Origin of the sequence: Hafnia sp., from assembly GCF_036648275.1 — a bacterium.
Lineage (GTDB): Bacteria > Pseudomonadota > Gammaproteobacteria > Enterobacterales > Enterobacteriaceae > Hafnia > Hafnia alvei.
This window is the reverse complement of record NZ_JAVXIQ010000034.1, coordinates 1-25,090: the sequence shown is the minus strand read 5'-3', so window position 1 is coordinate 25,090 and position 25,090 is coordinate 1. Positions and strand designations below refer to the sequence as shown.

Genomic DNA, 25,090 nt, shown 5'->3' with positions numbered 1-25,090 from the left:
TCTAGAAATTTGGATAAATGCTGAGCATCGAATTTGTACTCCTCGTAATAATCTAAGGTAAGATCTATGACCCAGTTCTCCTTATCCTCTCAGCAGCAGGCCGCCGCGCAACCTTATGATTTTATCGCCATTGGTATTGGGCCATTTAATCTTGGGTTAGCATGCCTCACGCAGCCGCTGTCGCAGGTAAACGCGCTATTTATCGACCAAAACTCAGGCTTTGACTGGCACCCTGGCATGATGCTGGAAAGTGCGCATCTGCAAACGCCGTTTATGGCCGATCTGGTGACGCTGGCGGATCCAACGCACCCACTAAGTTTCCTGAACTACATCAAACAGCAGGGACGTCTGTACTCGTTTTATATTCGCGAAAGCTTCTTTTTGATGCGCAAAGAGTACAACCAGTATTGCCGTTGGGCGACAGAGCGCCTAAGCAACCTACGATTCAATACCAAAGTTGAGCGCGTGGAGTTCGATCAGGATAGCCGCTGCTATCAGGTGCATTGCAGCGATACGCGCAACGGCCAGAAATTAAAATTTGAAACTCGCCATCTGGTTCTTGGCACTGGCCCATCGCCGGTTATCCCTGAGTGCTGCCAGCCCTTTGCCGAACGTATGGTGCATTCCGGCCAGTATCTGCATCACAAGGAAGAGCTTCAAACCCGTCGCTCTATAACGGTGGTAGGCAGTGGACAAAGCGCGGCAGAAATTTACTACGATCTCCTCTCCGAGATTGATAAGTATGGCTATCAGCTAAACTGGGTCACTCGCGCACCGCGCTTCTTCCCGCTGGAGTACACCAAACTAACGCTGGAAATGACATCACCGGAGTATGTGGACTACTTCCACCAGTTGCCCGCTGAAAAACGTGACCAGCTTAATCTGCAAAGCCAGCAGCTTTACAAAGGTATCAACAGCAGCCTGATTAACGATATTTTTGATCTGCTATATATCAAACGCTTAGACGGTCATGTGAATACCCGCTTATTCACCAATACCGCTCTGACCGGCGTACAAAATACCGCTAACCATAAAACCTTGAATCTGGCGCTGCATCAGCATGAACAGGATCAACACTTCGCCATCGACAGCGAGGCAGTGATCCTGTGCACCGGATATCGCCACCAGCCGCCTGCATTTTTACAACCGATCCATGATCGGATCGCGTGGGATGAAAAAGGCCGTTACGACGTTGCCCGCAACTACTCGATCGATAAACAGCACCACGAGATCTTCGTGCAAAACGCCGAGCTGCATACTCACGGTTTTGTCACTCCCGATCTTGGTATGGCCTGCTACCGCAACTCATGGATCCTGCGTGAAATCACCGGAACCGAGCACTACCCGATTGAAGAACAAATTGCGTTCCAACAGTTTGCCGCCCCGCAAACCGGAGATTTGCTATGAGTTATATATTTAAGCATCAGGTGGAAAAAGTGGGCGATTTTGCCCTACGTCCGCTGGATGCGATTCAAGATGCCGAGCTGCTGCATAGCTGGGTTAGCCAACCCTATGCCCGCTATTGGGGAATGATGGGTCAAAACGTTGAGCAGGTACGGGATTTCTATCTCGATCTGCTTAAGCATCATCCCGATGGCGCGTTCATCGGTGTGTATCAAGGCAAACCGACGTTTCTATTGGAACGCTATCAGGCGATTCACGATCCGGTTGGCCAATGCTATCCGGCACAAAACAGTGATTATGGTATGCACATTTTGGTCGCGCCAGCGGATAAACCGGTCAGCGGTTTTACCTGGGCCGTATTCCAAACCATCGTGGCGTTCATGTTTAGCGATGAGCGAGTTGCTCGTATTGTGGTCGAGCCCGATGTGCGTAATGAGAAGATCCATCGTCTGAACAAACGCGCTGGCTTCGTCTACCAACATCAAATCGAACTCGCGAACAAAACCGCATGGCTAGCGTTCTGCGATCGCGAGCAGCACGCTGCCGCACTGCGCCATGATGCACAATTCCATTCTGTTTCCCGTCAGGAGACCCACGCATGACCGCTCATACTCAGTTTTCTCATTTGCCTGTAGCAGAACAAAACCGTCACGTTATCGCTCACCTGACCCCCGAACTGTGGAGTAAAGCCAACCGCCTACACGTCCGCAAGGCGATTGCCGAATTTGCGCATGAGCGCTTAATCACGCCTGAATGCGTTAGCCAACTGACTTCAGCCGATGAAATAGCCGATTACCAACTGGCTGCGCCACAGGACGAGGTGATCTATCACTTCCGCGCGCGTCGCCTAGCCTTGGAACACTGGGCCATTGATGCTGACTCTATTCAAAAAACGCAAAACGGCGTTGAGCAAGAGCTGGACTCGCTACGCTTTATCATTGAATTCAAAGATGTGTTGGGTATTCCACAGGAAATGCTGCCCACCTACATGGAAGAAATCACCAGCACCTTATACAGCAGCGCCTTCAAGCATCTACGCGAAGGGGTTTTGATTAAACATCTGCTCGAGGCTGATTTCCAAACGCTAGAAGGCGCCATGATGGAAGGCCACCCCGCATTTGTGGCAAACAATGGTCGTATTGGTTTTGATGCATTTGATTATCAGGCCTATGCGCCGGAAGCCGCAGCGCCAATCAACTTTGTTTGGCTTGCGGCACATAAAAGCAAAGCGCATTTCGCCAGCATCGATGAACTGAGTTACCAACAGTTGCTGGAAGAGGAGCTCACACCAAGCATCGTTGACGGTTTCACTCAGCAATTGATCGCTCAGGATCTTGATCCGAATAACTACATCTTTATGCCCGTGCATCCGTGGCAATGGCAAAATAAGCTGACAGGGATCTTCGCCCCCGATATCGCCAAGCGCGAGCTGGTTTATCTGGGCATTGGCGACGATAACTATCAGGCTCAACAGTCCATCCGCACCTTTTTCAATACCAGCCATCCACGCAAGCGCTATGTGAAAACCGCGCTATCGATCCTCAATATGGGCTTTATGCGCGGTCTGTCTCCGTACTACATGGCGACAACGCCGGGCATCAACGAATGGCTGGCCGAACTTATCGAAAACGACAGCTGCCTGCATGATTATGGTTTCCGTATGCTGCGCGAAGTGGCGACCATCGGCTATCGTAATCACTATTACGAAAGCGCGGTAAGCGGCGATACGCCATACAAAAAAATGATGGCGGCGCTGTGGCGCGAAAGCCCGCTGGCGCTGATTCAGTCGAACCAGCGTGTTATGACGATGGCGGCGCTATTGCATCAGGATCGCGATGGCAATGCGTTGCTACCAGCCATGATTCAGGCTTCTGGCTTAGAGACCGGTGAATGGTTGAAGCGCTATCTGCAAAGCTATCTCAGCCCGCTGCTGCACTGCTTGTACACCTACGATCTGGCCTTTATGCCACACGGTGAAAACCTGATCCTCGTACTGGAAAACCACACTCCAGTGCATGTCTTTATGAAAGATATCGCCGAAGAGATCGTGGTAATGGATCCCGACGCTGACTTACCTGAAAAGGCCAAACGCGTTGCGGTATTCGTACCCGACGAGCTTAAAATTCTGTCGATCTTTACCGATGTGTTCGACGGTTTCTTCCGCTTTATGGCTGCAATTCTGCATGAGCAGGGAAATTATCCGCAGGAGAAATTCTGGCAACGCGTGGCGGAATGCGTGACTGATTATCAGCAGGCGCATCCTGAGCTGGCCGAACGTTTCGAGCGCTACGACATGTTCAGCCCTGCTTTCACGCATTCTTGTCTGAATCGCCTCCAGCTGGCTAACAATCGCCAGATGATCAACCTCAGCGATCCATCACAAAATCTGAAATTTGCGGGCCAGTTGGATAACCCATTGGTGGTTTTTAAATAGCGACCAACGTAACTGCCGCTGACGCAAAAGATAGACGGGCTTACCGTAAGGTGCCGTTATAGACCGCACCCTACGCGCCCCGAAAATCAGACTTGAGCGACTATAGCCCCTACATTCCCTTTTCACTGGGAATGCTGGGGCAAACTATTTACATAAACCGAGTAATCACCCGACATGTCATCCTATATTGCTGCTTCTAAGCTAACTCGCCGTGCCGTGCTGTTTCCTCTCGCACTGGTGTTATTCGAGTTCGCGACCTACATCGCCCACGACATGATCCAACCGGGCATGATCCATGTGGTGCGTGATTTCAATGCCGACGTGAGCTGGGTTCCGACCTCATTAACCGCGTATTTATTCGGTGGCATGATGCTGCAATGGCTACTTGGGCCGCTATCTGACCGCATTGGCCGCCGCCCGGTGATGCTGACCGGCGTGATGCTGTTTGTCGCCGCCTGTATCGCTACGCTATTCACCAACAGCATTGAACAATTTATTCTGATGCGTTTTATCCAAGGCATCAGCCTCTGTTTCATCGGCGCAGTTGGATATGCCGCCGTGCAAGAGGCCTTCGACCAAACGCTCAGCATCAAGCTTATGGCATTAATGGCCAACGTGGCTTTGATAGCACCATTAATTGGCCCTCTGGCCGGTGCGGCATTTATTCAATTTGCACCGTGGAAAAGCATGTTTGCCGTCTTCGCTTTGGTGGCATTTATTGCATGGTTAGGTCTATGGAAAGGGATGCCGGAAACCGCGCAGTCGCAGGGTGAAAAATTACGCTTAACGTCCCTGCTGGCAGATTATCGGCAGGTGTTTGGCAATCTGCGCTTTGTCTGCGGCGCGGCATCAATCGGTTTTTCTGCTCTGCCACTGTTGGCATGGGTCGCGATTTCACCGGTGATATTGATCGATGGCGAAGGGCTTACGCCAGTGGCGTATGGCTGGTTACAGGTGCCTATTTTTGTTGCTCTCATTATGGGCAATTTAGTACTGGCACGTATCGCAGGAAAGATGTCGATTGAAAAACCGCTATGGCTCGGTGCACCGCCGATCATTGCAGGTCTGGCACTGGCCACCTTCGGCACATTGTTTACCCCACACGCTTATCTTTGGACCATTGCGGGTTTGAGCCTTTACGCCTTCGGCACAGGGTTGATTAACGCAGGATTATATCGCCTCACGCTGTTTGCCAGCGATATGCGCAAAGGCACCGTTGCCGCCGCGCTCGGAATGACGACCATTGGTATTTATGCCTTGGGCATCGAAATCGCAAAACGTATTTATCTCTGGCAGGGAAGCGGGATCTTTAATCTGTATGGATTAATCAGCGGGCTGCTTTGGTTGGGTCTGATGTGGGTATTTTTGAAGAAAAAGGTCAGTAGCTAATCTCTGCATACTGACCCTATGATAACCCTCCCCTTCGCAGGGGAGGAATTTCGGTTGCGGAAACTACCCCACGACTACCGATAACATACTCAGCGACGCCATCACAATGCCGTCCACAGGCACAGAAATCGGCTCTTCACCGTCCCACGCACCAAGCACATATAGCAGCGGCAGGAAGTGCTCCGGCGACGGGTTAGATAATTCAGCGCCTTCATGCTGCATAAAGTTAACCAGCGGATGGTTTTCGCCTTTATATGCCAGATTCTCACGCACAAAATTATCAAAGCTAAATGCCCACGGATAAGGTTCCGCTTCGCCCTGCCACTTAACCATTCTCAGGTTATGTACCACGTTTCCACTCGCGACAATCATCACGCCTTCATCGCGCAAGGCCGCGAGTTTTTTGCCTAATTCATAGTGGTACGCAGCCGGTTGAGTACCATCAATACTCAGTTGGATCACCGGAATATCTGCATCTGGGTACATTTTGATCAAAACGCCCCAAGTACCATGATCCAAACCCCATTCGCTAGTATCCAAATGCACCATTTCTGGAGCCAGTAATTCCTGAACTCGACGAGCAAGTTCAGGCGAGCCTGGCGCTGGATATTGCGTATCGAACAGTGCCTGTGGGAATCCACCAAAATCATGAATCGTTCGCGGCTGTTCCATCGCCGTGACAAACGTACCACGGGTGTACCAATGAGCAGAAACAGCAACAATCGCTTTCGGACGCGGCAACGTTTTACCTAACTCGCGCCAAGCCGTGGTGTAGTCGTTTTCTTCCAGCACGTTCATCGGGCTACCGTGACCGAGAAATAGCGCAGGCATACGAGAGGTAGTCATAACATTATCCTTTTCTGAGTCTGGCGGAGAGCATCGCCTCCGAATGGTTATACATTACTCAGATTTATCTCGATCGTCTGCCGGATAACTATGATGATGATTGTCAGTAAATTTGAATATAAGACGCAGAGGGGTTGAGTTATTAGAGTCATCGGTAATAACTTTGTATTCGCTATTTACTTAAAGATAGGTTAAAACAATAATAGGAATCATTATCAACAAGGAGGCGCTATGTCAGTTCCACTTATCCTGACTTTGCTTGCCGGCGGTGCCACGTTTGTCGGCGCGTTATTAGCCATTATCGGACAGAAACCCTCCAATCGGGTTTTAGCTTTTGCGCTTGGCTTTGCCGCAGGGATTATGCTGCTGATTTCTTTGATGGAAATGTTACCCGCCGCGCTGGATACCCAAGGTATGTCACCGATGCTCGGCTATGGCATGTTTATCATTGGTCTGGTGGGCTATTTCATGTTGGACAGAATGTTGCCACACCAGCATGCACATGACCTGATGGATGCGCCTAAAGCAGGCAAAATACGCAACCTACGCCGTACAGCCATGCTGCTGACCCTCGGCATTAGCCTGCATAACTTTCCGGAAGGCATTGCCACCTTTGTCACCGCCAGCTCCGACCTTGAATTAGGCATGGGCATTGCGCTGGCGGTTGCCATTCACAATATTCCTGAAGGCTTAGCGGTTGCGGGTCCAGTCTATGCCGCCACGGGCTCAAAAACCAAGGCACTATGGTGGGCCAGCGTTTCAGGCTTCGCCGAAATATTAGGTGGTTTGCTGGCGTTCTTCCTGCTGGGACCGGCCATCTCTCCAGTGCTAATGGCCTCAATTATGGCTATGGTGGCGGGTATCATGGTGGCGCTATCGGTAGACGAACTGATGCCGCTAGCCAAAGAGATTGATCCGCAGAACAACCCAAGCTATGGCGTACTGTGCGGTATGACGGTGATGGGATTTAGCCTGACGCTGTTACAAAGCAGCCCACTCGGTTAAGACTCTACAATACCCAAACTTAATGCCCAAATAGCAAAAAAGACAGCCTAGGCTGTCCTTTTTCGTGCAGCGCTAAAAATCAGCTCGCGATTTTTTCTTGAGACTGACGGTAAGCCACCAAATCATCGATGGTCACGACTGGCATGTTATGTTTGTTAGCAAACACAATTACTTCTGGCGCACGCGCCATGGTGCCGTCGTCATTGGTCAGTTCACACAGTACGCCCGCAGAACGGAAACCGGCTAAAGTCACCAGATCGATAGTTGCTTCAGTATGACCACGACGAGTCAGAACGCCGCCGTTTTGAGCACGCAGCGGGAATACATGACCAGGGCGGTGCAGGTCAGAAGGCTTAGCACCTTCAGCGCTTGCGGCACGCACTGTAGTCAAACGGTCTTTGGCAGAAACGCCGGTCGTCACGCCTTCAGCGGCTTCGATGGTCACGGTAAATGCCGTGCCGTAATGGCTGGTGTTGTTGCTGACCATCATCGGCAGGTCTAACTGCAAACGACGCTCTTCGGTGATGCACAGGCAAACAATGCCGCTACCGTGACGGATGGTCAGCGCCATCTGTTCTTCAGTCATGGTTTCAGCAGGGAAAATCATGTCGCCTTCGTTTTCACGATTTTCATCGTCGAGCACCATCACACCACGTCCTTCACGCAGCGCAGTCAGCGCACGTTCAACACGTTCCATCGGAGTACCGAAATCGGAAAGTAAAGTCTGATTCATGGTAAAAAAACCTCATTAATTATATGGATTACCAGAATCAGGGCAGCTTTGAGGAGTGGCAAACGCAAGCCTACGGCCTACGCGCCTAATAACGCGAGTGGGATAAACCCAACAGGTATCGTTACTCTCTCCCATCCGGACTCTAACCGTCGGCTCTGGAATTACACCAGATCTGCTGTCCTTACACTTTGCAGCGTAAGCGCTCGCGGGCTTTTTATGATTTCGCCACGCCTTTAAAGGCATGCGTTATGCATAAATTTACCGCCGGTGGGGACTTCCACCCCGCCCTGAGAATAAGCAGGTCAACTATAACGCTAATGATTAGTTTGGGCAATCGTCATTCCAGATTATCCAAGAGCGATCACAGAGGTTTATCCATTCGCCAACTCGCATTACACTATGCAGCTATAGCTCTGCTATTGTGCATCAGCTCAATATCATCGTCATTCGTTCTGATAGTGGTACTTAAGCCCTAACGCATGACCATAACGACCAAGGAACACGCCATGATTGACCCGAAGAAAATTGAACAGATTGCCCGTCAGGTGCATGAATCCATGCCAAAAGGACTGCGCGAGTTCGGGGATGATGTCGAGAAAAAAATCCGCCAAATCCTACAGGCACAATTTAATCGTATGGATTTAGTGAATCGCGAAGAGTTTGACGTTCAGACGCAGGTTTTGCTGCGCACACGTGAGAAGCTGGCAATGATGGAACAGCGCTTAGCTGCGCTAGAAGAAAAGCTTGCAGCAAGCGAAACACCAGCGGCAAAAGACGCTGAATAAACGACTCGAACATGAACATAAAAACGGAAGCCTAGGCTTCCGTTTTTTATTGCTGCCCAGCTCGATAGCTAGTGGGAGTTTAATCCGCTTTCCATCGCACGCCGTGGTAACAGTACCCATAGTGCGGCTAGCATCACAATCGCATAAATGCTTTTCCAGCCAACCATGTAGAGCAATAACAAACACAATACGCTGCCTATGGCCGCCATCAGACGTGAACGTCCTTTCAGTAGACGGCAACCCGCCAGCATACACAGCAGATAGATCATGATAAAAATGCCGTTGGCATAAATAATCAGTTCATCCAAAGCCACACCTAGCGCATAAATGCCCACCGCGCACAGTAAACAACAGCCAAGTACAACATTCAGCGCGTTGACCGGTGCCTGACGCGGTGAAAGCTGCGCTAAACGACTTTGTGGTTTTAGCTGCGCCTGTGACCAAACCAGTCGAGCAAAGCTTTGGGTGTAAATATTGAGGCTGGCAAAACAGGCCAAATAGCCAATAATACAGGCGACCCATAGCGCTTTTTGACCAAATAGCTGCACTACGATCCCCGGCAGTGATGCCGCGGCGGCTTTTTCCGCGCCGAAGGCATTGAAATGCAAGACTGCAACCGTACAACCCCAGTACACCACGCCAGCCAGTAGCAAGCCGATCATCAATGCACGAGGAAAATCACGCTCGGGATCTTTAAATTCAGAGGCCAAATGGGCAAAGGCTTCTAATCCAACAAAGCACCAAAACATCACGGCCAATGCGGAAAAGAGGTTATGAGGGCTCACATCTGACGGGGCTGGGAATGGAATTTCCGCCGGTGATATTCCGCCGCGCCACCAAATGGCCGCAACCAAAGCCACCACCAGTCCGGCGATCAACGTCTGTAAGTTAGCACTAGAACCCGCTCCGCGAGTGCCCAGAAACCACACCACCATTAGCGTGCCGATTTCCACCAGCAGCAGCTCCCAGCCATGCCAGCCAAACATGGCCTGCCAAAAGCCCGCCGCAATTTGCAGTGCCGCAGGTAAACCAACGGGGATAACGGAAAGAAACAGCCAGCCGGTCACTCGCGCCATATGCGGCCCAAATGCCATGCCAACAAAATGAGCGGCGCCGCCCGCACTTGGGAAGTGACGCCCTAGCGCAGCGAAACCAATCGCGATCGGAAACACGAGGATAATAAGAATCGGCCATGCCCACAGGCTATCATTGCCGGCCACCAGCGCCGCCAATGCCGGCACAGCAAAGACGCCCGTGCCTAACAGCGATGTGGATAACAATCCTATTCCCTGAGCCAGCCCTAGCTCTTGCTTTAATCCGCTCACAATATGTTCCGCTTAGCGTTCATCGGGGGATTATTCGTGGCCCTGACGAATTGTTTTGATGATATTGGTGGTTGAACAACCATCTTCAAAATTCAGCACACGCACTTCACCACCGGCAGCGATCACTTCTTTCCCGCCCGCGATGTCTTCAGGTTTGTAGTCACCGCCTTTAACCAGCAGATCCGGCAATACCTCAGAAATAATGCGCTGCGGCGTATCTTCTTCAAATGAGATAACCCAATCCACGGCTTCCAGCGCAGCCAGTACGATCATACGCTGTGCTAACGCATTGACCGGACGCTCTTCGCCCTTCAAGCGTTTGGTTGACGCATCGCTGTTTACCGCAACGATCAGGCGATCGCCCAATTTGCGTGCGTTAGCCAGATAAGAAACATGTCCCGCATGCAGAATGTCAAAGACACCGTTAGTCATCACGACTTTTTCGCCACGCTGACGAGCATTAGCAACGGCGGCTTTTAACTCTTCTTGGCTCATCACGCCAAAGCCCGTCTCGCTGCGCCCACGAATGGCGTTTTCTAGCTCGATAGGTGAAACCGTAGAAGTCCCCAGTTTACCCACCACCACGCCCGCGCCCGCATTGGCTAAGAAGCAAGCCTCTTCCAATGACGTTCCTGCGGCGATAGACGTTGCCAGAACACCAATCACCGTATCGCCCGCACCGGTCACGTCATACACTTCTTGCGCCTGCGTCGGCATATGCAACGGTGGCTGGTCGTGCTGCAACAAGGTCATGCCCTGCTCAGAACGCGTAACTAGCAGCGCGGTGAGTTCAAATTCACGCATCAGTTGTAAGCCGCGCTCAACCAATTCTTCATCGGTTTTACAACGGCCAACTACGGCTTCGAACTCAGACAGATTTGGCGTTAGCAGCGTTGCGCCTCGGTAACGTTCAAAATCGGTACCTTTAGGATCAATCAGCACAGGAACGTTCGCCGCACGCGCTAATTGAATCATCTGTTGGACCGAATTTAATGCCCCTTTGGCATAATCGGATAAAATTAACGCGCCCAGTTTTGGCAATGCGTGCTGAATTCTTTCAAAAATTGGCTGGGGATCAATACTGCTGAAACCCTCTTCAAAGTCGAGACGAATCAGCTGCTGATTACGCGATAAAACACGCAGTTTAGTGATCGTTGGATGCGTCGGCACAGACACGAAATCGCATTTAACGTTAACTTCACCCAGCTTAGCGCTTAGCGCTCTTGCTGCATCATCGATACCGGTTAAACCCACCAAACGAGCATTCGCGCCAAGCGACGCAATGTTCATTGCCACGTTGGCCGCCCCGCCTGGACGCTCCTCAACGGTATCCACTTTAACCACCGGTACCGGCGCTTCAGGTGAAATACGGCTGGTAGGTCCATACCAGTAGCGATCTAACATGACGTCACCCACAACCAGAACGTTGGCATGACGGAAATCAGGTAGGGTTACTTTCATCCCCGGACTCCAAAAAAGACTAAGATTGTGCGCGATATTATCACACCCAGCGCTATTTCTATTACACCCTTCTTACGGGTTGTCGCTGCTCGCTGACTGCAACTCCTCGTAATTTATGTATACAATAGAACCTTAATTCATTCAGCGAGGTTCTGATTTCCCCGTTATGGCTGACAATCATGTTTACCCGAAATTCGAGCGCGAATTACTGCACCCACGTTACTGGTTAACTTGGTTGGGGCTGGGAGTGCTCTACATTTTAGTGCTTCTGCCCTATCCATGGCTGTATAAATTTGGAACGTGGTTAGGTAGAACTGCGATGAAATTTATGAAACGCCGGGTAAAAATTTCTCTACGCAATTTAGAGCTTTGCTTCCCCGAAATGAGTGAAGCTGAACGTAGAGCAAAAGTTGCCAAAAATTTTGAGTCCGTTGGTATGGGGCTCATTGAAACCGGTATGGCTTGGTTTTGGCCAACGTGGCGCATTAATCGCTGGTGCAAAGCTGAAGGCTTAGAAAACATCGCTAAAGCTCAGCAGGAAGGCAAAGGCGTATTGCTCATTGGTTTGCACTTCCTAACGCTAGAGCTGGGCGCACGTATTTTTGGCGTTCATAACCCTGGCGTCGGTGTTTATCGTCCTAACGACAATAAAGTTGTGGACTGGATGCAAACCTGGGGACGTCTGCGCTCCAATAAATATATGCTCGACCGTAAAGACGTTAAAGGCATGATCCGCGCCCTCAAAGAGGGTGAAATTGTCTGGTACGCGCCCGATCACGACTATGGCCCACGTAGCAGCGTTTTTGTTCCCTTGTTTGCCGTTGAGCAAGCTGCCACTACAACGGGCACTTACATTCTGGCTCGCATGGGCAAACCGGCCATTATCCCGTTTAACGCGGTTCGAGCCGAAGACGGCAGCGGCTATACCATGGTGATTCAGCCACGGTTAGAGGATTTCCCACTGGAAAACGAAACCGTCGCCGCTATCGCTATGAATAAAGTCGTCGAGCAAGAGATCTTACGTGCACCGACACAATATATGTGGATGCATCGCCGCTTTAAGACTCGCCCCAAAGGAATGCCTTCACGCTACTAGCTCAGAGCACTAACGCTGATTGCTTAAATAGATTTCAAAGAAGAGAGGTTTCAGGGAAGAAACCACTAATAACCAAATATTAGAAAATCCATCGCTGCCACAATATCATCTCGGCAATACCCCAAGTCGTCGACCTGTTCCCCTAGCTGCGACAATGCGACTCCGGCCATCTGCGGCGTCATTAGTAACACCTCATGTTCTTCAATCTTAAAGCTCAGGATCAGTCGCTCTTGTTCAGCCAACGATGATGTGGTTTTGAGCCCCAATGGGATAACCATTCGGGTCGCCAGCGATGATAAGAAATCGTGCTGAACATCCAGAAGATACGGAAAACGTTTTGCAGAAGCCCGATCTCGGTTTTTGTAGACGGCAAACTGGCTCATCAAAAAGACCTCAGGCCATCGCTGAATACACCGTTCTCTTCAACATCTTGATTATAGGCAGAAATGCTTTGTTGATGGCTATCAAGCCACTGTCGCTGTCCCTCTGCGATGACAACCTGCTGCAAAGCCTCTTCCATCACGGCAGATAAATTGATGTTAAGTGCTTTAGCCTGCTGAATCAGTCCCTGATCGATGCTCACATTCACCGCCTTTTTGCTTCCCGTCAGAAGTGTTCTACGTTTCATCACGAAACTCCATGCGCATAATTTATGCGCATTATAGAACAACAAAAAGAGAAACGGTTGAAATTTGCGCACAGCTTCGCAAAGATTTTATTCTCTACCCCAACCACGTAGCCCAACTACGGCGCACCTGTTCACGCTCAGCAACAAATGCATCCAGCCCGACGGCCCCCGACTGCTCTTGCAGCGCTAAATGGTGGATCGCATCACGCATCGTCACATAGGCCTGCGTCAGCGCCGCCGCTTCTTCCTCTGGCATGATGTTGTAGTTCGCCATCAGCTCAAAAATACGCACGTTGTCTGACCAACGCGTGAGGCGGGGTTCTTGCGAGGCATAGTTAAGCACCAGATATTGAGCGATAAATTCAATATCCGTAATGCCTCCCTCATCGGCTTTAATATCGAACTGATCGCGATGCTTACCGCCCAGATGCTGACGCATTTTTTCGCGCATCTCGCGGACTTCAATTTTTAAAGTGTTCGTTTCTCTCGAACAACACAAAATCTCATGGCGGATCGCATCAAACTGCTGATGGATCTGCACGTCACCATAGACAGGGCGGGCACGTACCAAGGCCTGATGTTCCCACGTCCACGCTTCGTTTCGCTGGTACTCGCCAAAGGACTCGACGGTGCTCACCAGCATGCCTGAAGCCCCAGAAGGGCGAAGTCGAGCATCTACCTCATACAAAATCCCTGATGACGTACGCGTGCTAAACAGATGCATAATGCGCTGCGCCAAGCGCAGATAGAACTGGCGACCATCAATGCTGCGCTCGCCGCTGGTCATCACATCAGACGGACAATCGAGCAAGAAAACAAGATCGAGATCGGAGCTATAACCTAACTCCCAACCGCCCAATTTTCCGTAGCCGAGTACCGCAAACCCTCGCCCTTCACGCCCTTGCAGATGCGTCGGCTGGCCATAACGCCCAACCATATGTGTCCACGCCTGCTGCACCACCGCATCAATCATCGCCTCAGCAAGATAGGTGAGATGATCGCTGACTTTCATCACCGGCAGCGCTCCTGAGATATCGCTGGCAGCAATTCGCAGTTGATGCGCATGTTTAAACTGTCTCAGCGCCTCAAGATTCTGCTCTTCATCATCGGCGGGAACCCGCATCAAATATTGGCGTAGCTCATCGCGATAGGCATCTTGAGGAACGGGCTGATACAAGGTGTTTGGATCGAGCAGTTCATCCAACAGCAGCGGATAGCGAGCCAGCTGCGTCGCCACCATCGGTGAAGCCGCGCACAGGCGAATCAGTTGGCTCAGCGCCGCACGATACTCCACCAGCAGCTCCAGATACGTGGTGCGCGTGACGATGTTGAGCAATAGCGGAGTTAGACGTTGCAGCACGCGTACAGCGTCTTCTCTGGCACAAACTTCACCGAGTAGCGCTGGCATCAGTTGGCCGAGTACTTCGCGGCCACGAGGCCCGATGGTGCGTTTATCAACATCGCTGCGGAAATCATTGATACAACGCAGCAATAGCTGACGTGACTCGCTCTCTAACTGTGGCGTGAAGGGGTCTAGATCCCGTTCATCCAGCAAATCTTGCCACAGAGCGGCAAACTGCTCGCGCGATGCTTCCGCACTTTCTTCTTCGCTCTCATCATCGCCGATTAATTCGTTAAAAATAGCGCGCACAGCCAGCATCTTTTGCTCTAGCTGCGCCATCAGCTGTGCCCAATCCGCAACGCCCATTCCCCAAGCTAAGCGAGCCTGATTCAGTTCATCGTTAGGCAGCGTTTGGGTTTGTTCGTCATTGATAGCCTGAAGGAGATTTTCCAACCGGCGTAAAAACAGATAACTTTCAGTGAGATCTGCAACCTGCTCAGTCTTAAGTAAACCAAGCTGACCAATCGCCAACAGTGAAGGCCGGAGCGCACGCTGCTGTAAAGACGGCTCACGCCCACCGCGAATCAGTTGGAAAACCTGCGTGATAAACTCAATTTCGCGGATACCACCAGCACCCAGCTTAATATTATCTTTCAGGCCTCTGCGGCGCACTTCGCGGGCAATCATGCCTTTCATATTGCGCAGCGACTGAATAACGCTGAAATCAATATAACGACGGAATACGAACGGACGCAGCGTACGGCGTAACTCTTGACTATAGGCGTCTTCATTGCCGCCCATCAGACGAGCTTTGACCATCGCATAACGTTCCCAATCTCGTCCTTGTTCTTGGTAGTAATCCTCAAGCGCGGCAAAGCTCAGCACTAACGGGCCACTGTCTCCAAACGGGCGCAGGCGCATATCAACACGATAAACAAATCCATCTACCGTGGGCTGATCGAGCGCTTTGATCAAACGCTGCCCCAAGCGGGTAAAAAACTGGGCATTGTCTAACTCACGCCGTCCACCTTGCGTCACCCCGCTTTCTGGATAGGCAAAAATCAGATCGATATCCGACGAAAAGTTTAGTTCACCACCACCCAGTTTTCCCATGCCTAAAATCAACAAGGGCTGCGGCTCACCTTGCGCATTGCACGGCGTACCCCATTCGGCACAGCAGGTTTGATATAGGCGATCGCGCGCGGTAATAATCAGTGTTTCAGCCAGTTCGCTTAGTTGGCGCAGCGTATCACCGGTTTCACAGAGTTTGAGTGATTGCATCCATGAAATTCGCGACAGCATATGACGCCGAAACAGCCGCAGCACACGCATCAAACTCACTTCATCATCAGCGTCGATTAATTGTTCATCCAACCAATGAGCATAGTTTTTCCACTCATCAGGCTGAGGGGGGGTGTCATGCAGTTGCTGCCACCATTCGGGGTGCGCGATAAAGTTTTCACTCATGAAATCGCTCAGCGCCAACGCGCTGCGATCTTCAAAAGAGGAAATAACCAAACGCTCCGAGATTTGCGCGGCCTGAGCCTCAAGCAAAGGGGGAAGCACGCGAGAAGCAGACTCAGACATAAACACTCCCTGAATAAACGCCTATTTGCAGACGAAAACGATGATGTAGTGAGTTCTTCTATCTCCTCCCTAGCCTCAGGGAGGAGAGCCAACTAACCTATTGCTAGTCGTTGACGGAAGGTTTTTGAGTACCATTTAACCAGAATGTGGGCTGATCCATCGCATGCTTACGCGTGGATTCAATGTAGGCATCTTGCTTCTGAATAATCGCCTGCTGCAGCGTGTGCCAGCCAGATAAATACTCCGCCACAGCTTCTTCAGGATAGGCCCCTGAAAGCACATGGAACAGCAGCAACTGACGAACCAAACGGACATATTTGTCCTGATACTCACCGCCGTGCTGCACATGTTCGAAGGCTTCTTTCAATTCCGCACCGGTACGCCCCAGCATGATATCGGCGAAGCGTTTAAACGATCCATTCAGCTTGGTTTGCGTTTTATCTGTCACGAAAGAACGCCATTCTGCGGTGGCTATCCAGCGAGTAAGCGCTAACTGGGTATTCAGATACAGCGGGCTAAAGCAGACTTTTTTGGCATCGAGACGCGGCGTTGCCAACTGCTCTTCTAGCTCGGTGAGGCCCGCTCGCAGCGCGGTGCTAGCCTTGCGCGGTACCAAACCGCCAAATAACACAAAAATCTGGCGCAGCAGCTCGATTGCCTCAAGCACGGTTTTCTGGGCTTTACGATCACCGTGCAGCCAGACTTCTTCATTAGCCTGCCAGTGGCGCAGCGCGAAGGTAAAGGCATCGGTCATGCCCTGTTCAACGTTAGCCTTTGGCGCAACTTTTAGTATACCCAACGGAACGATCTCTCGATCCGGATTGCCTTTTGCCAAGTGATAACCACGCGCGGCTTTGCTCAAGCTACCTAAACGCAGACCGCCTTCAGCCGTGAGTTCTTGAGCAAAAGAGAGCAAATCCTCTCGGCTGCCCGATTTCAGCTCCAGTTCAATTTCATATAAAGGCTCGCTGAGTTCACCGGCTTTCACTTCGCCCTGATCCAGCGCCACCTCAATCTCACTTGAACGGTAAGTAACCACCCACTTTTCTCGTGCGAAATGCGTGCTAAACACCGGTGAAAGTGCGGCTTGAAGCGCCTGAAGATCACAGCCTTCTGGCCATACTTCCGCAGGAAGCAAATGAATGTCTAATTCAGCGGCCTTGAGGTCAACGTTAAATTCAGGGCGTTGATGCAGCCCTCCCACGGTTTTGCCCGCAGTTTTAAGCGTCATTTCGTAACGATCGCCGTATCCGCGAATACGCAAACCCATGTCATAACTACGCAAGGTGTTATCGGCGGTTTCATAATAGATATTGGTGAGTTTTTGCGCCGCAGTATGAACATTTGGCCATGGAGCCAAACGCTGAGAAAGTTGTTCCGCTACTTCTGGGGTAGCGATGAATTTTAGTTCGATTTCGACGTTCATAGCTTCGGTCATAATTGGTTCACATTAAGGTTTTACCGAACTATATCAATAAGTTCAGGCTGAAATACAAAAATGGTGTGCAACATAAAACACATCAGTTAACATGCGCACCCTTCTGACAACTTTTGCGCAGAAAACCATCAAAAGGTGCATGAGTGATGCCAGTAAATACTATATTAGGATTGTTTGCCAAGTCTCCCCTGAAACCACTTCAGGAACATGCCAGCAGCGTGCACCAATGTTGCTCGCTGCTCGTCCCTTTCTTCCAAGCCACGGCTCAACAACAGTGGGAAAACGCTCAACATCTTCGTGAGCAAATTTCTCTGCTGGAAAAACAGGCTGATGTGCTGAAACGAGAAATTCGCCTCAAGCTACCACGCGGGCTGTTTTTACCGGTTGATCGAACCGATATGCTCGATCTCGTGACTCAGCAAGATCGTTTGGCTAATCGCGCTAAAGATATTGCTGGCCGAGTCATCGGCCGCCACCTCATGGTACCGGAATCGATGCAAACCGACTTCATGGTTTATTTGCAACGTTGCCTAGATGCTACCACGCAGGCCAACAAAGTGATCCACGAACTGGACGAACTGTTAGAAACCGGCTTCCGTGGGCGTGAAGCGTCGCTGGTTGAGCAGATGGTGATGGAGTTGGATCACATTGAAGATGATACCGACCATCAACAAATCTTGCTGCGTCAGGCGTTGTTGGCGCTCGAGCCACAGTATAACCCTATCGATGTGATGTGCCTGTATCAGGTAATGGAATGGATCGGCAGCCTTGCCGATGAATCACTGCACGTGGGGTCTCGCCTTGAGCTTATGCTAGCTCGCACGTAGTCATGGGTTTCTCACTGTTAATTTTAATCTTTTGATATTTTGGACTAACACAAATGGCAATTATTGCTGACCACGGCACTTTGCTGATCTTCATCGCGGCATTTTTCGGCCTGCTGATGGCGATTGGTATTGGGGCTAATGACGTTGCAAATGCAATGGGCACCTCCGTTGGCGCTCGCGCAATCACCGTCCGTCAGGCGATCATTATCGCCATGATCTTTGAGTTTGCCGGTGCCTATCTGGCCGGAGGAGAAGTTACTCAGACCATCCGCAACGGCATCATTGATACCAGCGCGTTCAGCGCACAGCCAGACGTGCTGATTTTCGGCATGATGGCATCGTTACTGGCGGCAGGGATCTGGCTCATCGTAGCCTCGATGATGGGCTGGCCAGTGTCAACCACGCACTCCATTATTGGCGCTATTATTGGCTTCGCCTGTGTATCCGTTGGGCCAGACGCCGTGGAATGGGGCGGCGTAAAAGGCATCGTGGGCAGTTGGATTATTACCCCGCTGATTTCTGGCGTGGTGGCTTATGGTATTTTCCTCAGCGCCCAGCGTTTAATTTTTAATACCGATAATCCCTTCGCCAATGCACGCCGCTATGGCCCGATTTATATGTTTTTGACCTCATTGGTTATTTTGCTGGTCACCATCAAAAAAGGCCTTAAACATGTAGGGCTGCATCTTACCAACGGTGAAACATGGATTATCTCGATTGCGCTATCTCTGTTAGTGATGATCGGTGGCTATTTCTACCTATCGCGTAAATCATTCACCGATAACTCCGATGAAGAAGACCATTTCCGAGGCGTAGAGAAAGTCTTCAGTTTGCTGATGGTGATTACCGCGTGTGCGATGGCGTTTGCCCATGGTTCTAACGATGTCGCCAACGCGATTGGCCCATTGTCGGCCATCGTAGCCATTGTGCACGATCCCTTAGCGCTCGCCTCCACGTCACCTATCGTCTGGTGGATATTACCGCTAGGAGGAGTAGGCATCGTGGTTGGGCTGGCATTAATGGGACGGCGCGTGATGGAAACCGTAGGCAGCGGCATCACCGATCTTACCCCGAGCCGAGGCTTTGCCGCTCAGTTTGCGACTGCGTCTACCGTTGTGATTGCCTCTGGAACCGGATTACCGATCTCCACCACGCAAACGCTGGTAGGTGCGGTGTTAGGCGTGGGGTTCGCTCGCGGTATTGCGGCGTTAAATCTTAACGTGGTGCGCAACATTGTGGCTTCGTGGATTATTACCCTGCCAGCGGGCGCAGGGTTATCTATCGTGCTGTTTTATATTTTGCAGGCACTGTTTGGCTAATTCGTGCTTTTCGTCAAACCGTCGATGAAAGCCAAATAAATAGATGAAACCTCTGGCCTGATAAGCAATTATCAGGCCTATTAATTTTTAGCCATGCATTCCAAAAGGTGTAACGACCCGCTTTAGAAGTCAGATAGTTCCCATTTCGGATTTTTCATTGCGTCGCCACACTGTTCCCCGTACTATTTTGTCTCTTCACCCACTTAAAAATGAAAATCAGATGCATAAATTTCGCTTAGTTTGTTTAACACTACTCGCCACCTGCTTCACGCTGAATGCTCACGCTGAAGAGAAGCGTTACATTTCCGATGAGCTGAATACTTACGTCCATAGCGGCCCAGGTAATCAGTATCGTATCGTTGGAACATTAAATGCGGGTGAAGAAGTTGAACTACTGAGCGTTAACGCGGACAACAAATATGGTCAGGTACGCGATGCCAAAGGCCGTACCGTGTGGTTGCCGATGGAGCAGTTGAGCACCGAGCCAAGCTTACGTAGCCGCGTGCCAGAATTAGAGCAGCAGGTAAAAACGCTGACTGACAAACTGACCAACATCGATAACAGCTGGAACCAGCGCACCGCGGAAATGCAGCAAAAAGTGGCCAACAGCGACAGCACCATCGACGGTCTAAAATCAGAAAATCAAAAGCTGAAAGAACAGCTCTCCAGCGCACAGAAAAGCGTTAGCGCCATCAACACTCAGTTAGATGATAAAAAGCGCGGCATCATTATGCAGTGGTTCTTATACGGCGGCGGCGTTGCCGGTGGCGGCTTGCTGCTAGGCTTGCTGTTGCCTCGCCTAATTCCACGACGCAAAAAAGATCGTTGGATGAACTAATCTTAGAAAACGCCGCTTGCGGCGTTTTTTTATTTCAGTGCACGGCGCGTTTGTCGTAACCTGTTTGTCATAACCTATAGTTAACAAATCATCTTATCCGAATAACTGTGTTATGCCTTTCCCCCTCGGATTATCCGATTACGAAGAATGTGGAAGGCGTCTGTGAGGAAGTGAGTTTGAAGATTTTTTTGGTCGGCGGAGCCGTACGCGATAAGCGACTGAATTTACCCGTTTATGACCGTGATTGGGTCATCGAAGGTGCAACACCTGAAGAATTAACGGCACAAGGTTTTCAGCAGGTTGGTAAAGATTTCCCTGTTTTTCTGCACCCAAAATCCCGCGAAGAATACGCACTAGCACGCACCGAGCGTAAATCAGGCCACGGCTATACCGGTTTTGTCACCTATTTCGCTCCTGACGTGACCCTAGAGCAAGATTTGTTGCGCCGCGATCTTACCATCAATGCGATGGCTGAAAGTGCTGATGGAACGCTCATCGATCCTTACGGTGGCCTAAACGATCTTAACATCAAGGTTCTACGCCACGTATCAGACGCATTTCACGAAGATCCGCTGCGAGTCTTGCGCGTTGCTCGCTTTGCAGCTCGCTTTGCTCATTTGGGCTTTCACGTCGCACCAGAAACAATGGCTCTGATGGCACAGATGACGGCGGATAATGAGCTACAAAATCTGACGCCTGAGCGAGTTTGGCGCGAAACAGAAAAAGCGTTGATCACCCAGAGCCCACAGGTTTATTTCCAAGTGCTGCGTGACTGCGGTGCGTTAGCCGTATTGTTCCCTGAAATCGACAATCTGTTTGGCGTACCGGCCCCCGAAAAATGGCATCCAGAAATTGATACGGGGATTCATACGCTGATGGCATTGGCTATCGCAGCCGAGCTTACCGATGAGATCGACGTGCGTTTCGCTACGCTAACGCATGATTTAGGCAAGGGATTAACGCCGCCAGAGTATTGGCCACATCACCACGGTCATGGCCCTGCGGGCGTGAAATTGGTTGAAGCACTTTGTCAACGTTTACGCGTACCCAACGCCATTCGTGAACTGGCAAAAATCGTCGCTGAATATCACGATCTGATCCATACCGTGGAGAAATTGCGGCCCGTCACGCTGCTTAAATTATTTGATTCTATTGACGTTTGGCGCAAACCACAGCGTTTGGAACAAATGATTATGTCCAGCGAAGCCGATGCCCGTGGGCGTACTGGATTTGAAAACAACCCCTACCCTCAAGGCGACTACCTGCGCGCAGCCTGCAAAGTGGCAGAAAGTGTATCTGTGCGTGACGTTGTCGATGCCGGTTTCAAAGGGCCTCAAATCCGTGAGGAGCTGCAACAGCGCCGCTTAAATGCGCTCAAAGAATGGAAGCAGGACGTCTCTCCGCAGGAAGAAAGCCGCGATTAACACCTACAAAAAAGGCCTCGGTAAAAACCGTAGGCCTTTTTTCGTTACTCAGCGCACTGTTTACAGGAATACCATGTAAACCACTGCGGCAACGATAAAGCGGTAAATCGCGAAGGGAACAAAAGAGATCCGTTTAATCACGCTCAAGAACGTTTTAATCGCAATTAATGCCACAACAAATGCAGTAACAAAACCAACCGCAAACATTGGTAAGTCAGCCATAGATAGGAACGGCAGGCTCTTATACAGCTCTAACGCGGTGGCCCCCATCATCATTGGCACCGCCAAAATGAATGAGAATTCAGACGCTGCAAAGCGACTCACGCCCATCAACATCCCGCCTGAAATGGTCGCACCAGAGCGAGAGAATCCCGGCCAAAGAGCCAAACACTGAAAACAGCCAATCATAAATGCCTGACGATAGGTAATATCGTCTAGCCCAACCGCGCGAGGCTGCTTTGGTTTAAGCCACTCCGCTGCCAGCAGTAGGAAACCACCGACGACCAGCGCATACACAACGGTTCGTGGCGCAAACAGGGTTTTTATCGCATCGTGAAACACCAGCCCCAAGACTACCGCAGGGATCATCGCAAGCAGGATATGGCCTAATGTCAGATGTCCTTGGGTTTTGCCCTCATGCACCGGAGGCTGGCCAAAATGAATACCAATCAAACCAAACAGGCGACGCCAGAACATCACAACAACCGCCAAAATCGAGCCTAGTTGGATAATAACTTCAAAGGTCTTTGCCTTATCACCTTCAAATCCAAGCCAGTGTCCGACGATAATCATATGCCCCGTCGACGATACCGGCAAAAACTCTGTAACACCTTCAACAACCCCAAGAATAAACGCATTGATCAGCAAATGCAGATCCATAAAAGTACTACCCTTTTCAAAAGTGCTACGCACGCAAAAAAGTGACGCAATAGCGTCACTTATGAAGTATGACTGTGACTAGGCTAATTCAATAAAGTTTCGCCAATATGACATTTAAGTCTCATTGATCTGATTGATTAAACGCGCTTTCCACGCTCAATCTGCACGCCGACACTTTTCGCATGCGCCACGGCGCCCGGTTTGCTGACTTTGATGCGAACCCACGGACTATTAAATTTATCCATCAGCATCATCGCTACTTCTTCAGCCACACGCTCAACCAGCGCAAACTGGTTGGGTTCAACATGCTTGATGATCGCCTCACTCACGTCAGCATAGCTAAGGCAGTCTGCCACGTCATCGCTCAACGCCGCTTTGCGGTTATCCCACGCCAGCTCAACGTCGAATACAAGCTTCTGACGAATGGTTTGTTCCCAGTCATAAACACCGATTGTGGTGATGACGGTTAATTCTTCAATAAATACGATGTCCATCACGTGATTCTCTGTTTTTGCCTTTGGTTGGATACCACTTCTGTTTGAATGTGCGTATTATCCACAGATATGGTTGTTAAAACGACCCTTGCCCTTTATACCCTTTTATATCTTTTGATATATACCCTAAATCATTCGAGTTCAGAAAACGGCAAGCGAAGAGTATAGACATCGCAACGGTAACTTGAAGGGTGATGGGGACAAAACAACATAAGACGGAGCTGAGTTATGAGTGCGACTGCGTTAGGCATGATTATTCTCGCGTATCTGTGCGGCTCCATTTCCAGTGCAATTGTGGTCTGCCGTATTGCAGGCTTGCCCGATCCTCGTGAGAACGGCTCTGGAAATCCGGGAGCCACCAATGTGTTACGCATTGGCGGTAAAGCCGCAGCCGCAGCGGTACTGATTTTTGATGTGCTTAAAGGCATGTTGCCGGTTTGGCTCGCCTATAAGTTTGATGTTGCCCCGCTTTATCTCGGGTTAACCGCTATTGCGGCCTGTTTGGGCCACATCTATCCGGTGTTCTTCCATTTTCGTGGCGGAAAAGGCGTGGCGACGGCATTCGGTGCCATCGCGCCAATTGGCTGGGATCTCACCGGTCTAATGACGGTGACATGGCTACTTACCGTTCTGTTGAGTGGATACTCCTCATTAGGCGCAATCGTCAGCGCACTGGTTGCTCCGTTTTACGTATGGTGGTTCAAGCCACAGTTTACGTTCCCAGTGGCGATGCTTTCCTGCTTAATTTTGATGCGCCATCACGACAATATCCAGCGTCTGTGGCGCGGGCAAGAAACCAAGATCTGGAAGAAGCTCAAGAACCGCAAAAAAGCCGCTAACGCAGCAACTGAAGAAATTCAGGAAGAAAAATCGAGCGACAAATAGCAAAATGGCGACCCAGAGGTCGCCATTTTTATGTTTATTTTTGGGATTACACCGCAGGCAATTCAGCCAAAGGCCAGCGCGGGCGAACCGAGACACTTAAATCCGCATTCACGCCGCTTTTCAAACGAACCAAGCCCGCATAAGCGATCATTGCGCCGTTGTCGGTGCAAAACTCAGGGCGTGCATAAAAGACTTCGCCACCGCGTTTTTTCATCATCTCAGCCAAGCGAGCACGCAAAGTACGGTTAGCGCTCACGCCACCCGCCATAACCAAACGCTTGAAACCGGTTTGCTCTAAGGCGCGTTTGCACTTAATCGCCAACGTATCCACCACGGCGTCTTCGAATGCACGGGCAATATCGGCACGGGTTTGATCATCGGATTCGTTGTTACGAATCGTATTTGCCGCAAATGTTTTCAGGCCAGAGAAGCTGAAATCAAGTCCAGGACGATCGGTCATTGGGCGCGGGAAAACAAAGCGTCCAGCTTCACCCTGCTGTGCCATTTTCGACAACATCGGGCCGCCAGGATAGTCTAACCCTAGAAGTTTGGCTGTTTTATCAAATGCTTCGCCCGCTGCATCATCAATGGATTCGCCCAGTAATTCATACTTCCCCATACCGGTAACGCTAATCAGTTGGGTATGACCACCTGAAACTAACAGCGCAACGAAAGGAAACTCGGGCGGATTATCTTCCAGCATCGGTGCCAGCAAATGGCCTTCCATATGATGAACAGGAACCGCAGGCAAATCCCACGCAAAAGCCAATGCACGCCCAACGGTTGCACCCACCAATAAAGCCCCAACAAGACCGGGACCTGCGGTATAGGCTACGCCATCGAGATCTTTTGCCGTTAAATTAGCTTCTTTTAAGGCGGCCTGAATCAGGGGAATTGTTTTGCGCACATGGTCGCGAGATGCCAGTTCAGGGACAACGCCACCGTAATCAG

The 25,090-nt window shown here is 50.5% G+C and carries 23 protein-coding genes and 1 riboswitch; of the genes, 12 read left to right on the top strand and 11 right to left on the bottom strand.

Annotated elements, in window-relative coordinates; translation table 11 throughout:
- Positions 1-66 precede the first annotated feature (66 nt).
- The 4 genes from RSC70_RS19125 to RSC70_RS19110 all read left to right on the top strand — a co-directional run bounded on the left by RSC70_RS19125 (position 67) and on the right by RSC70_RS19110 (position 5,227).
- Positions 67-1,407, top strand: coding sequence for a lysine N(6)-hydroxylase/L-ornithine N(5)-oxygenase family protein (locus RSC70_RS19125; protein WP_103009000.1), 1,341 nt, complete (start codon positions 67-69; stop codon positions 1,405-1,407).
- Positions 1,404-2,006, top strand: coding sequence for a GNAT family N-acetyltransferase (locus RSC70_RS19120; protein WP_234618795.1), 603 nt, complete (start codon positions 1,404-1,406; stop codon positions 2,004-2,006). Before RSC70_RS19125 ends, RSC70_RS19120 begins: the two co-directional genes overlap by 4 nt.
- Positions 2,003-3,838, top strand: a complete 1,836-nt coding sequence (locus RSC70_RS19115) for an IucA/IucC family protein (RefSeq protein WP_332543186.1) — start codon at positions 2,003-2,005, stop codon at positions 3,836-3,838. The genes RSC70_RS19120 and RSC70_RS19115 overlap by 4 nt, the downstream gene beginning before the upstream one ends.
- A gap of 174 nt (positions 3,839-4,012) precedes the next feature.
- Positions 4,013-5,227 carry an MFS transporter gene (locus tag RSC70_RS19110; protein WP_172722371.1) on the top strand — a complete coding sequence of 405 codons (1,215 nt, stop codon included), beginning with the start codon at positions 4,013-4,015 and terminating at the stop codon, positions 5,225-5,227.
- Positions 5,228-5,290: 63 nt separating this feature from the next.
- Here RSC70_RS19110 and ygiD read toward each other — a convergent pair whose 3' ends face one another.
- On the bottom strand, positions 5,291-6,073 hold the full coding sequence (gene ygiD, locus RSC70_RS19105; protein ID WP_130985382.1) for a 4,5-DOPA dioxygenase extradiol: 783 nt from the start codon (positions 6,071-6,073) through the stop codon (positions 5,291-5,293).
- 231 nt (positions 6,074-6,304) lie between these two features.
- Between ygiD and zupT the strand changes: the two genes are divergently transcribed.
- On the top strand, positions 6,305-7,078 hold the full coding sequence (gene zupT / locus RSC70_RS19100) for a zinc transporter ZupT (RefSeq protein WP_040046239.1): 774 nt from the start codon (positions 6,305-6,307) through the stop codon (positions 7,076-7,078).
- A gap of 79 nt (positions 7,079-7,157) precedes the next feature.
- Here zupT and ribB read toward each other — a convergent pair whose 3' ends face one another.
- Positions 7,158-7,811, bottom strand: coding sequence for a 3,4-dihydroxy-2-butanone-4-phosphate synthase (gene ribB / locus RSC70_RS19095; protein WP_332543180.1), 654 nt, complete (start codon positions 7,809-7,811; stop codon positions 7,158-7,160).
- A 119-nt stretch (positions 7,812-7,930) separates the two neighbouring features.
- Positions 7,931-8,110, bottom strand: a riboswitch (FMN riboswitch).
- Between the two features lie 207 nt (positions 8,111-8,317).
- Here ribB and ubiK point away from each other — a divergent pair.
- Positions 8,318-8,596, top strand: a complete 279-nt coding sequence (gene ubiK, locus RSC70_RS19090) for a ubiquinone biosynthesis accessory factor UbiK (RefSeq protein WP_040046240.1) — start codon at positions 8,318-8,320, stop codon at positions 8,594-8,596.
- Positions 8,597-8,664: 68 nt separating this feature from the next.
- Here the strand turns inward: ubiK and yjeH are convergent, their stop codons facing one another.
- Both yjeH and hldE read right to left on the bottom strand, forming a co-directional pair.
- Positions 8,665-9,921, bottom strand: coding sequence for an L-methionine/branched-chain amino acid transporter (gene yjeH, locus RSC70_RS19085; protein WP_234618792.1), 1,257 nt, complete (start codon positions 9,919-9,921; stop codon positions 8,665-8,667).
- 30 nt (positions 9,922-9,951) lie between these two features.
- Positions 9,952-11,382 (bottom strand): bifunctional D-glycero-beta-D-manno-heptose-7-phosphate kinase/D-glycero-beta-D-manno-heptose 1-phosphate adenylyltransferase HldE, encoded by a 1,431-nt coding sequence (gene hldE, locus RSC70_RS19080; protein ID WP_040046242.1) that lies wholly within the window; start codon positions 11,380-11,382, stop codon positions 9,952-9,954.
- Positions 11,383-11,548: 166 nt separating this feature from the next.
- On the opposite strand from hldE, the gene RSC70_RS19075 reads away from it, so the two are divergent.
- Entirely contained in the window at positions 11,549-12,478 is a 930-nt protein-coding gene (locus tag RSC70_RS19075) for a Kdo(2)-lipid IV(A) acyltransferase (protein ID WP_025799036.1), read from the top strand.
- A 65-nt stretch (positions 12,479-12,543) separates the two neighbouring features.
- On the opposite strand, the gene RSC70_RS19070 is transcribed toward RSC70_RS19075, so the two are convergent.
- The 4 genes from RSC70_RS19070 to RSC70_RS19055 all read right to left on the bottom strand — a co-directional run bounded on the left by RSC70_RS19070 (position 12,544) and on the right by RSC70_RS19055 (position 17,461).
- Positions 12,544-12,861: a CcdB family protein gene (locus tag RSC70_RS19070; protein ID WP_234618789.1), complete on the bottom strand. Its 318-nt coding sequence runs from the start codon at positions 12,859-12,861 to the stop codon at positions 12,544-12,546.
- Positions 12,861-13,106 (bottom strand): type II toxin-antitoxin system CcdA family antitoxin, encoded by a 246-nt coding sequence (locus tag RSC70_RS19065; protein WP_130970639.1) that lies wholly within the window; start codon positions 13,104-13,106, stop codon positions 12,861-12,863. Before RSC70_RS19065 ends, RSC70_RS19070 begins: the two co-directional genes overlap by 1 nt.
- Before the next feature lie 94 nt (positions 13,107-13,200).
- Positions 13,201-16,035, bottom strand: a complete 2,835-nt coding sequence (gene glnE / locus RSC70_RS19060; protein WP_332543175.1) for a bifunctional [glutamate--ammonia ligase]-adenylyl-L-tyrosine phosphorylase/[glutamate--ammonia-ligase] adenylyltransferase — start codon at positions 16,033-16,035, stop codon at positions 13,201-13,203.
- Between the two features lie 103 nt (positions 16,036-16,138).
- Positions 16,139-17,461: a CYTH domain-containing protein gene (locus RSC70_RS19055; RefSeq protein WP_043491003.1), complete on the bottom strand. Its 1,323-nt coding sequence runs from the start codon at positions 17,459-17,461 to the stop codon at positions 16,139-16,141.
- Between the two features lie 158 nt (positions 17,462-17,619).
- Here RSC70_RS19055 and RSC70_RS19050 point away from each other — a divergent pair, with 158 nt between their 5' ends.
- From RSC70_RS19050 to RSC70_RS19035, 4 genes are all read left to right on the top strand, one after another.
- Entirely contained in the window at positions 17,620-18,300 is a 681-nt protein-coding gene (locus RSC70_RS19050) for a TIGR00153 family protein (protein WP_332543172.1), read from the top strand.
- A gap of 53 nt (positions 18,301-18,353) precedes the next feature.
- Entirely contained in the window at positions 18,354-19,619 is a 1,266-nt protein-coding gene (locus tag RSC70_RS19045) for an inorganic phosphate transporter (protein ID WP_332543170.1), read from the top strand.
- 220 nt (positions 19,620-19,839) lie between these two features.
- The gene (locus tag RSC70_RS19040) at positions 19,840-20,457 is read left to right on the top strand and encodes a TIGR04211 family SH3 domain-containing protein (protein WP_040046247.1); all 618 of its coding nucleotides are present in this window, start codon (positions 19,840-19,842) and stop codon (positions 20,455-20,457) included.
- A 176-nt stretch (positions 20,458-20,633) separates the two neighbouring features.
- Positions 20,634-21,881 (top strand): multifunctional CCA addition/repair protein, encoded by a 1,248-nt coding sequence (locus RSC70_RS19035; RefSeq protein WP_332543169.1) that lies wholly within the window; start codon positions 20,634-20,636, stop codon positions 21,879-21,881.
- A gap of 60 nt (positions 21,882-21,941) precedes the next feature.
- On the opposite strand, the gene bacA is transcribed toward RSC70_RS19035, so the two are convergent.
- Both bacA and folB read right to left on the bottom strand, forming a co-directional pair.
- Entirely contained in the window at positions 21,942-22,760 is an 819-nt protein-coding gene (gene bacA, locus RSC70_RS19030) for an undecaprenyl-diphosphate phosphatase (RefSeq protein WP_063585879.1), read from the bottom strand.
- 137 nt (positions 22,761-22,897) lie between these two features.
- Positions 22,898-23,254 (bottom strand): bifunctional dihydroneopterin aldolase/7,8-dihydroneopterin epimerase, encoded by a 357-nt coding sequence (gene folB, locus RSC70_RS19025; protein WP_040046250.1) that lies wholly within the window; start codon positions 23,252-23,254, stop codon positions 22,898-22,900.
- A gap of 228 nt (positions 23,255-23,482) precedes the next feature.
- Here folB and plsY point away from each other — a divergent pair, with 228 nt between their 5' ends.
- Positions 23,483-24,139 (top strand): glycerol-3-phosphate 1-O-acyltransferase PlsY, encoded by a 657-nt coding sequence (gene plsY, locus RSC70_RS19020; RefSeq protein ID WP_063585880.1) that lies wholly within the window; start codon positions 23,483-23,485, stop codon positions 24,137-24,139.
- A 46-nt stretch (positions 24,140-24,185) separates the two neighbouring features.
- Here the strand turns inward: plsY and tsaD are convergent.
- Positions 24,186-25,090 (bottom strand): tRNA (adenosine(37)-N6)-threonylcarbamoyltransferase complex transferase subunit TsaD (gene tsaD, locus RSC70_RS19015; protein ID WP_332543168.1); only part of this gene is annotated, 905 nt, incomplete at its 5' end.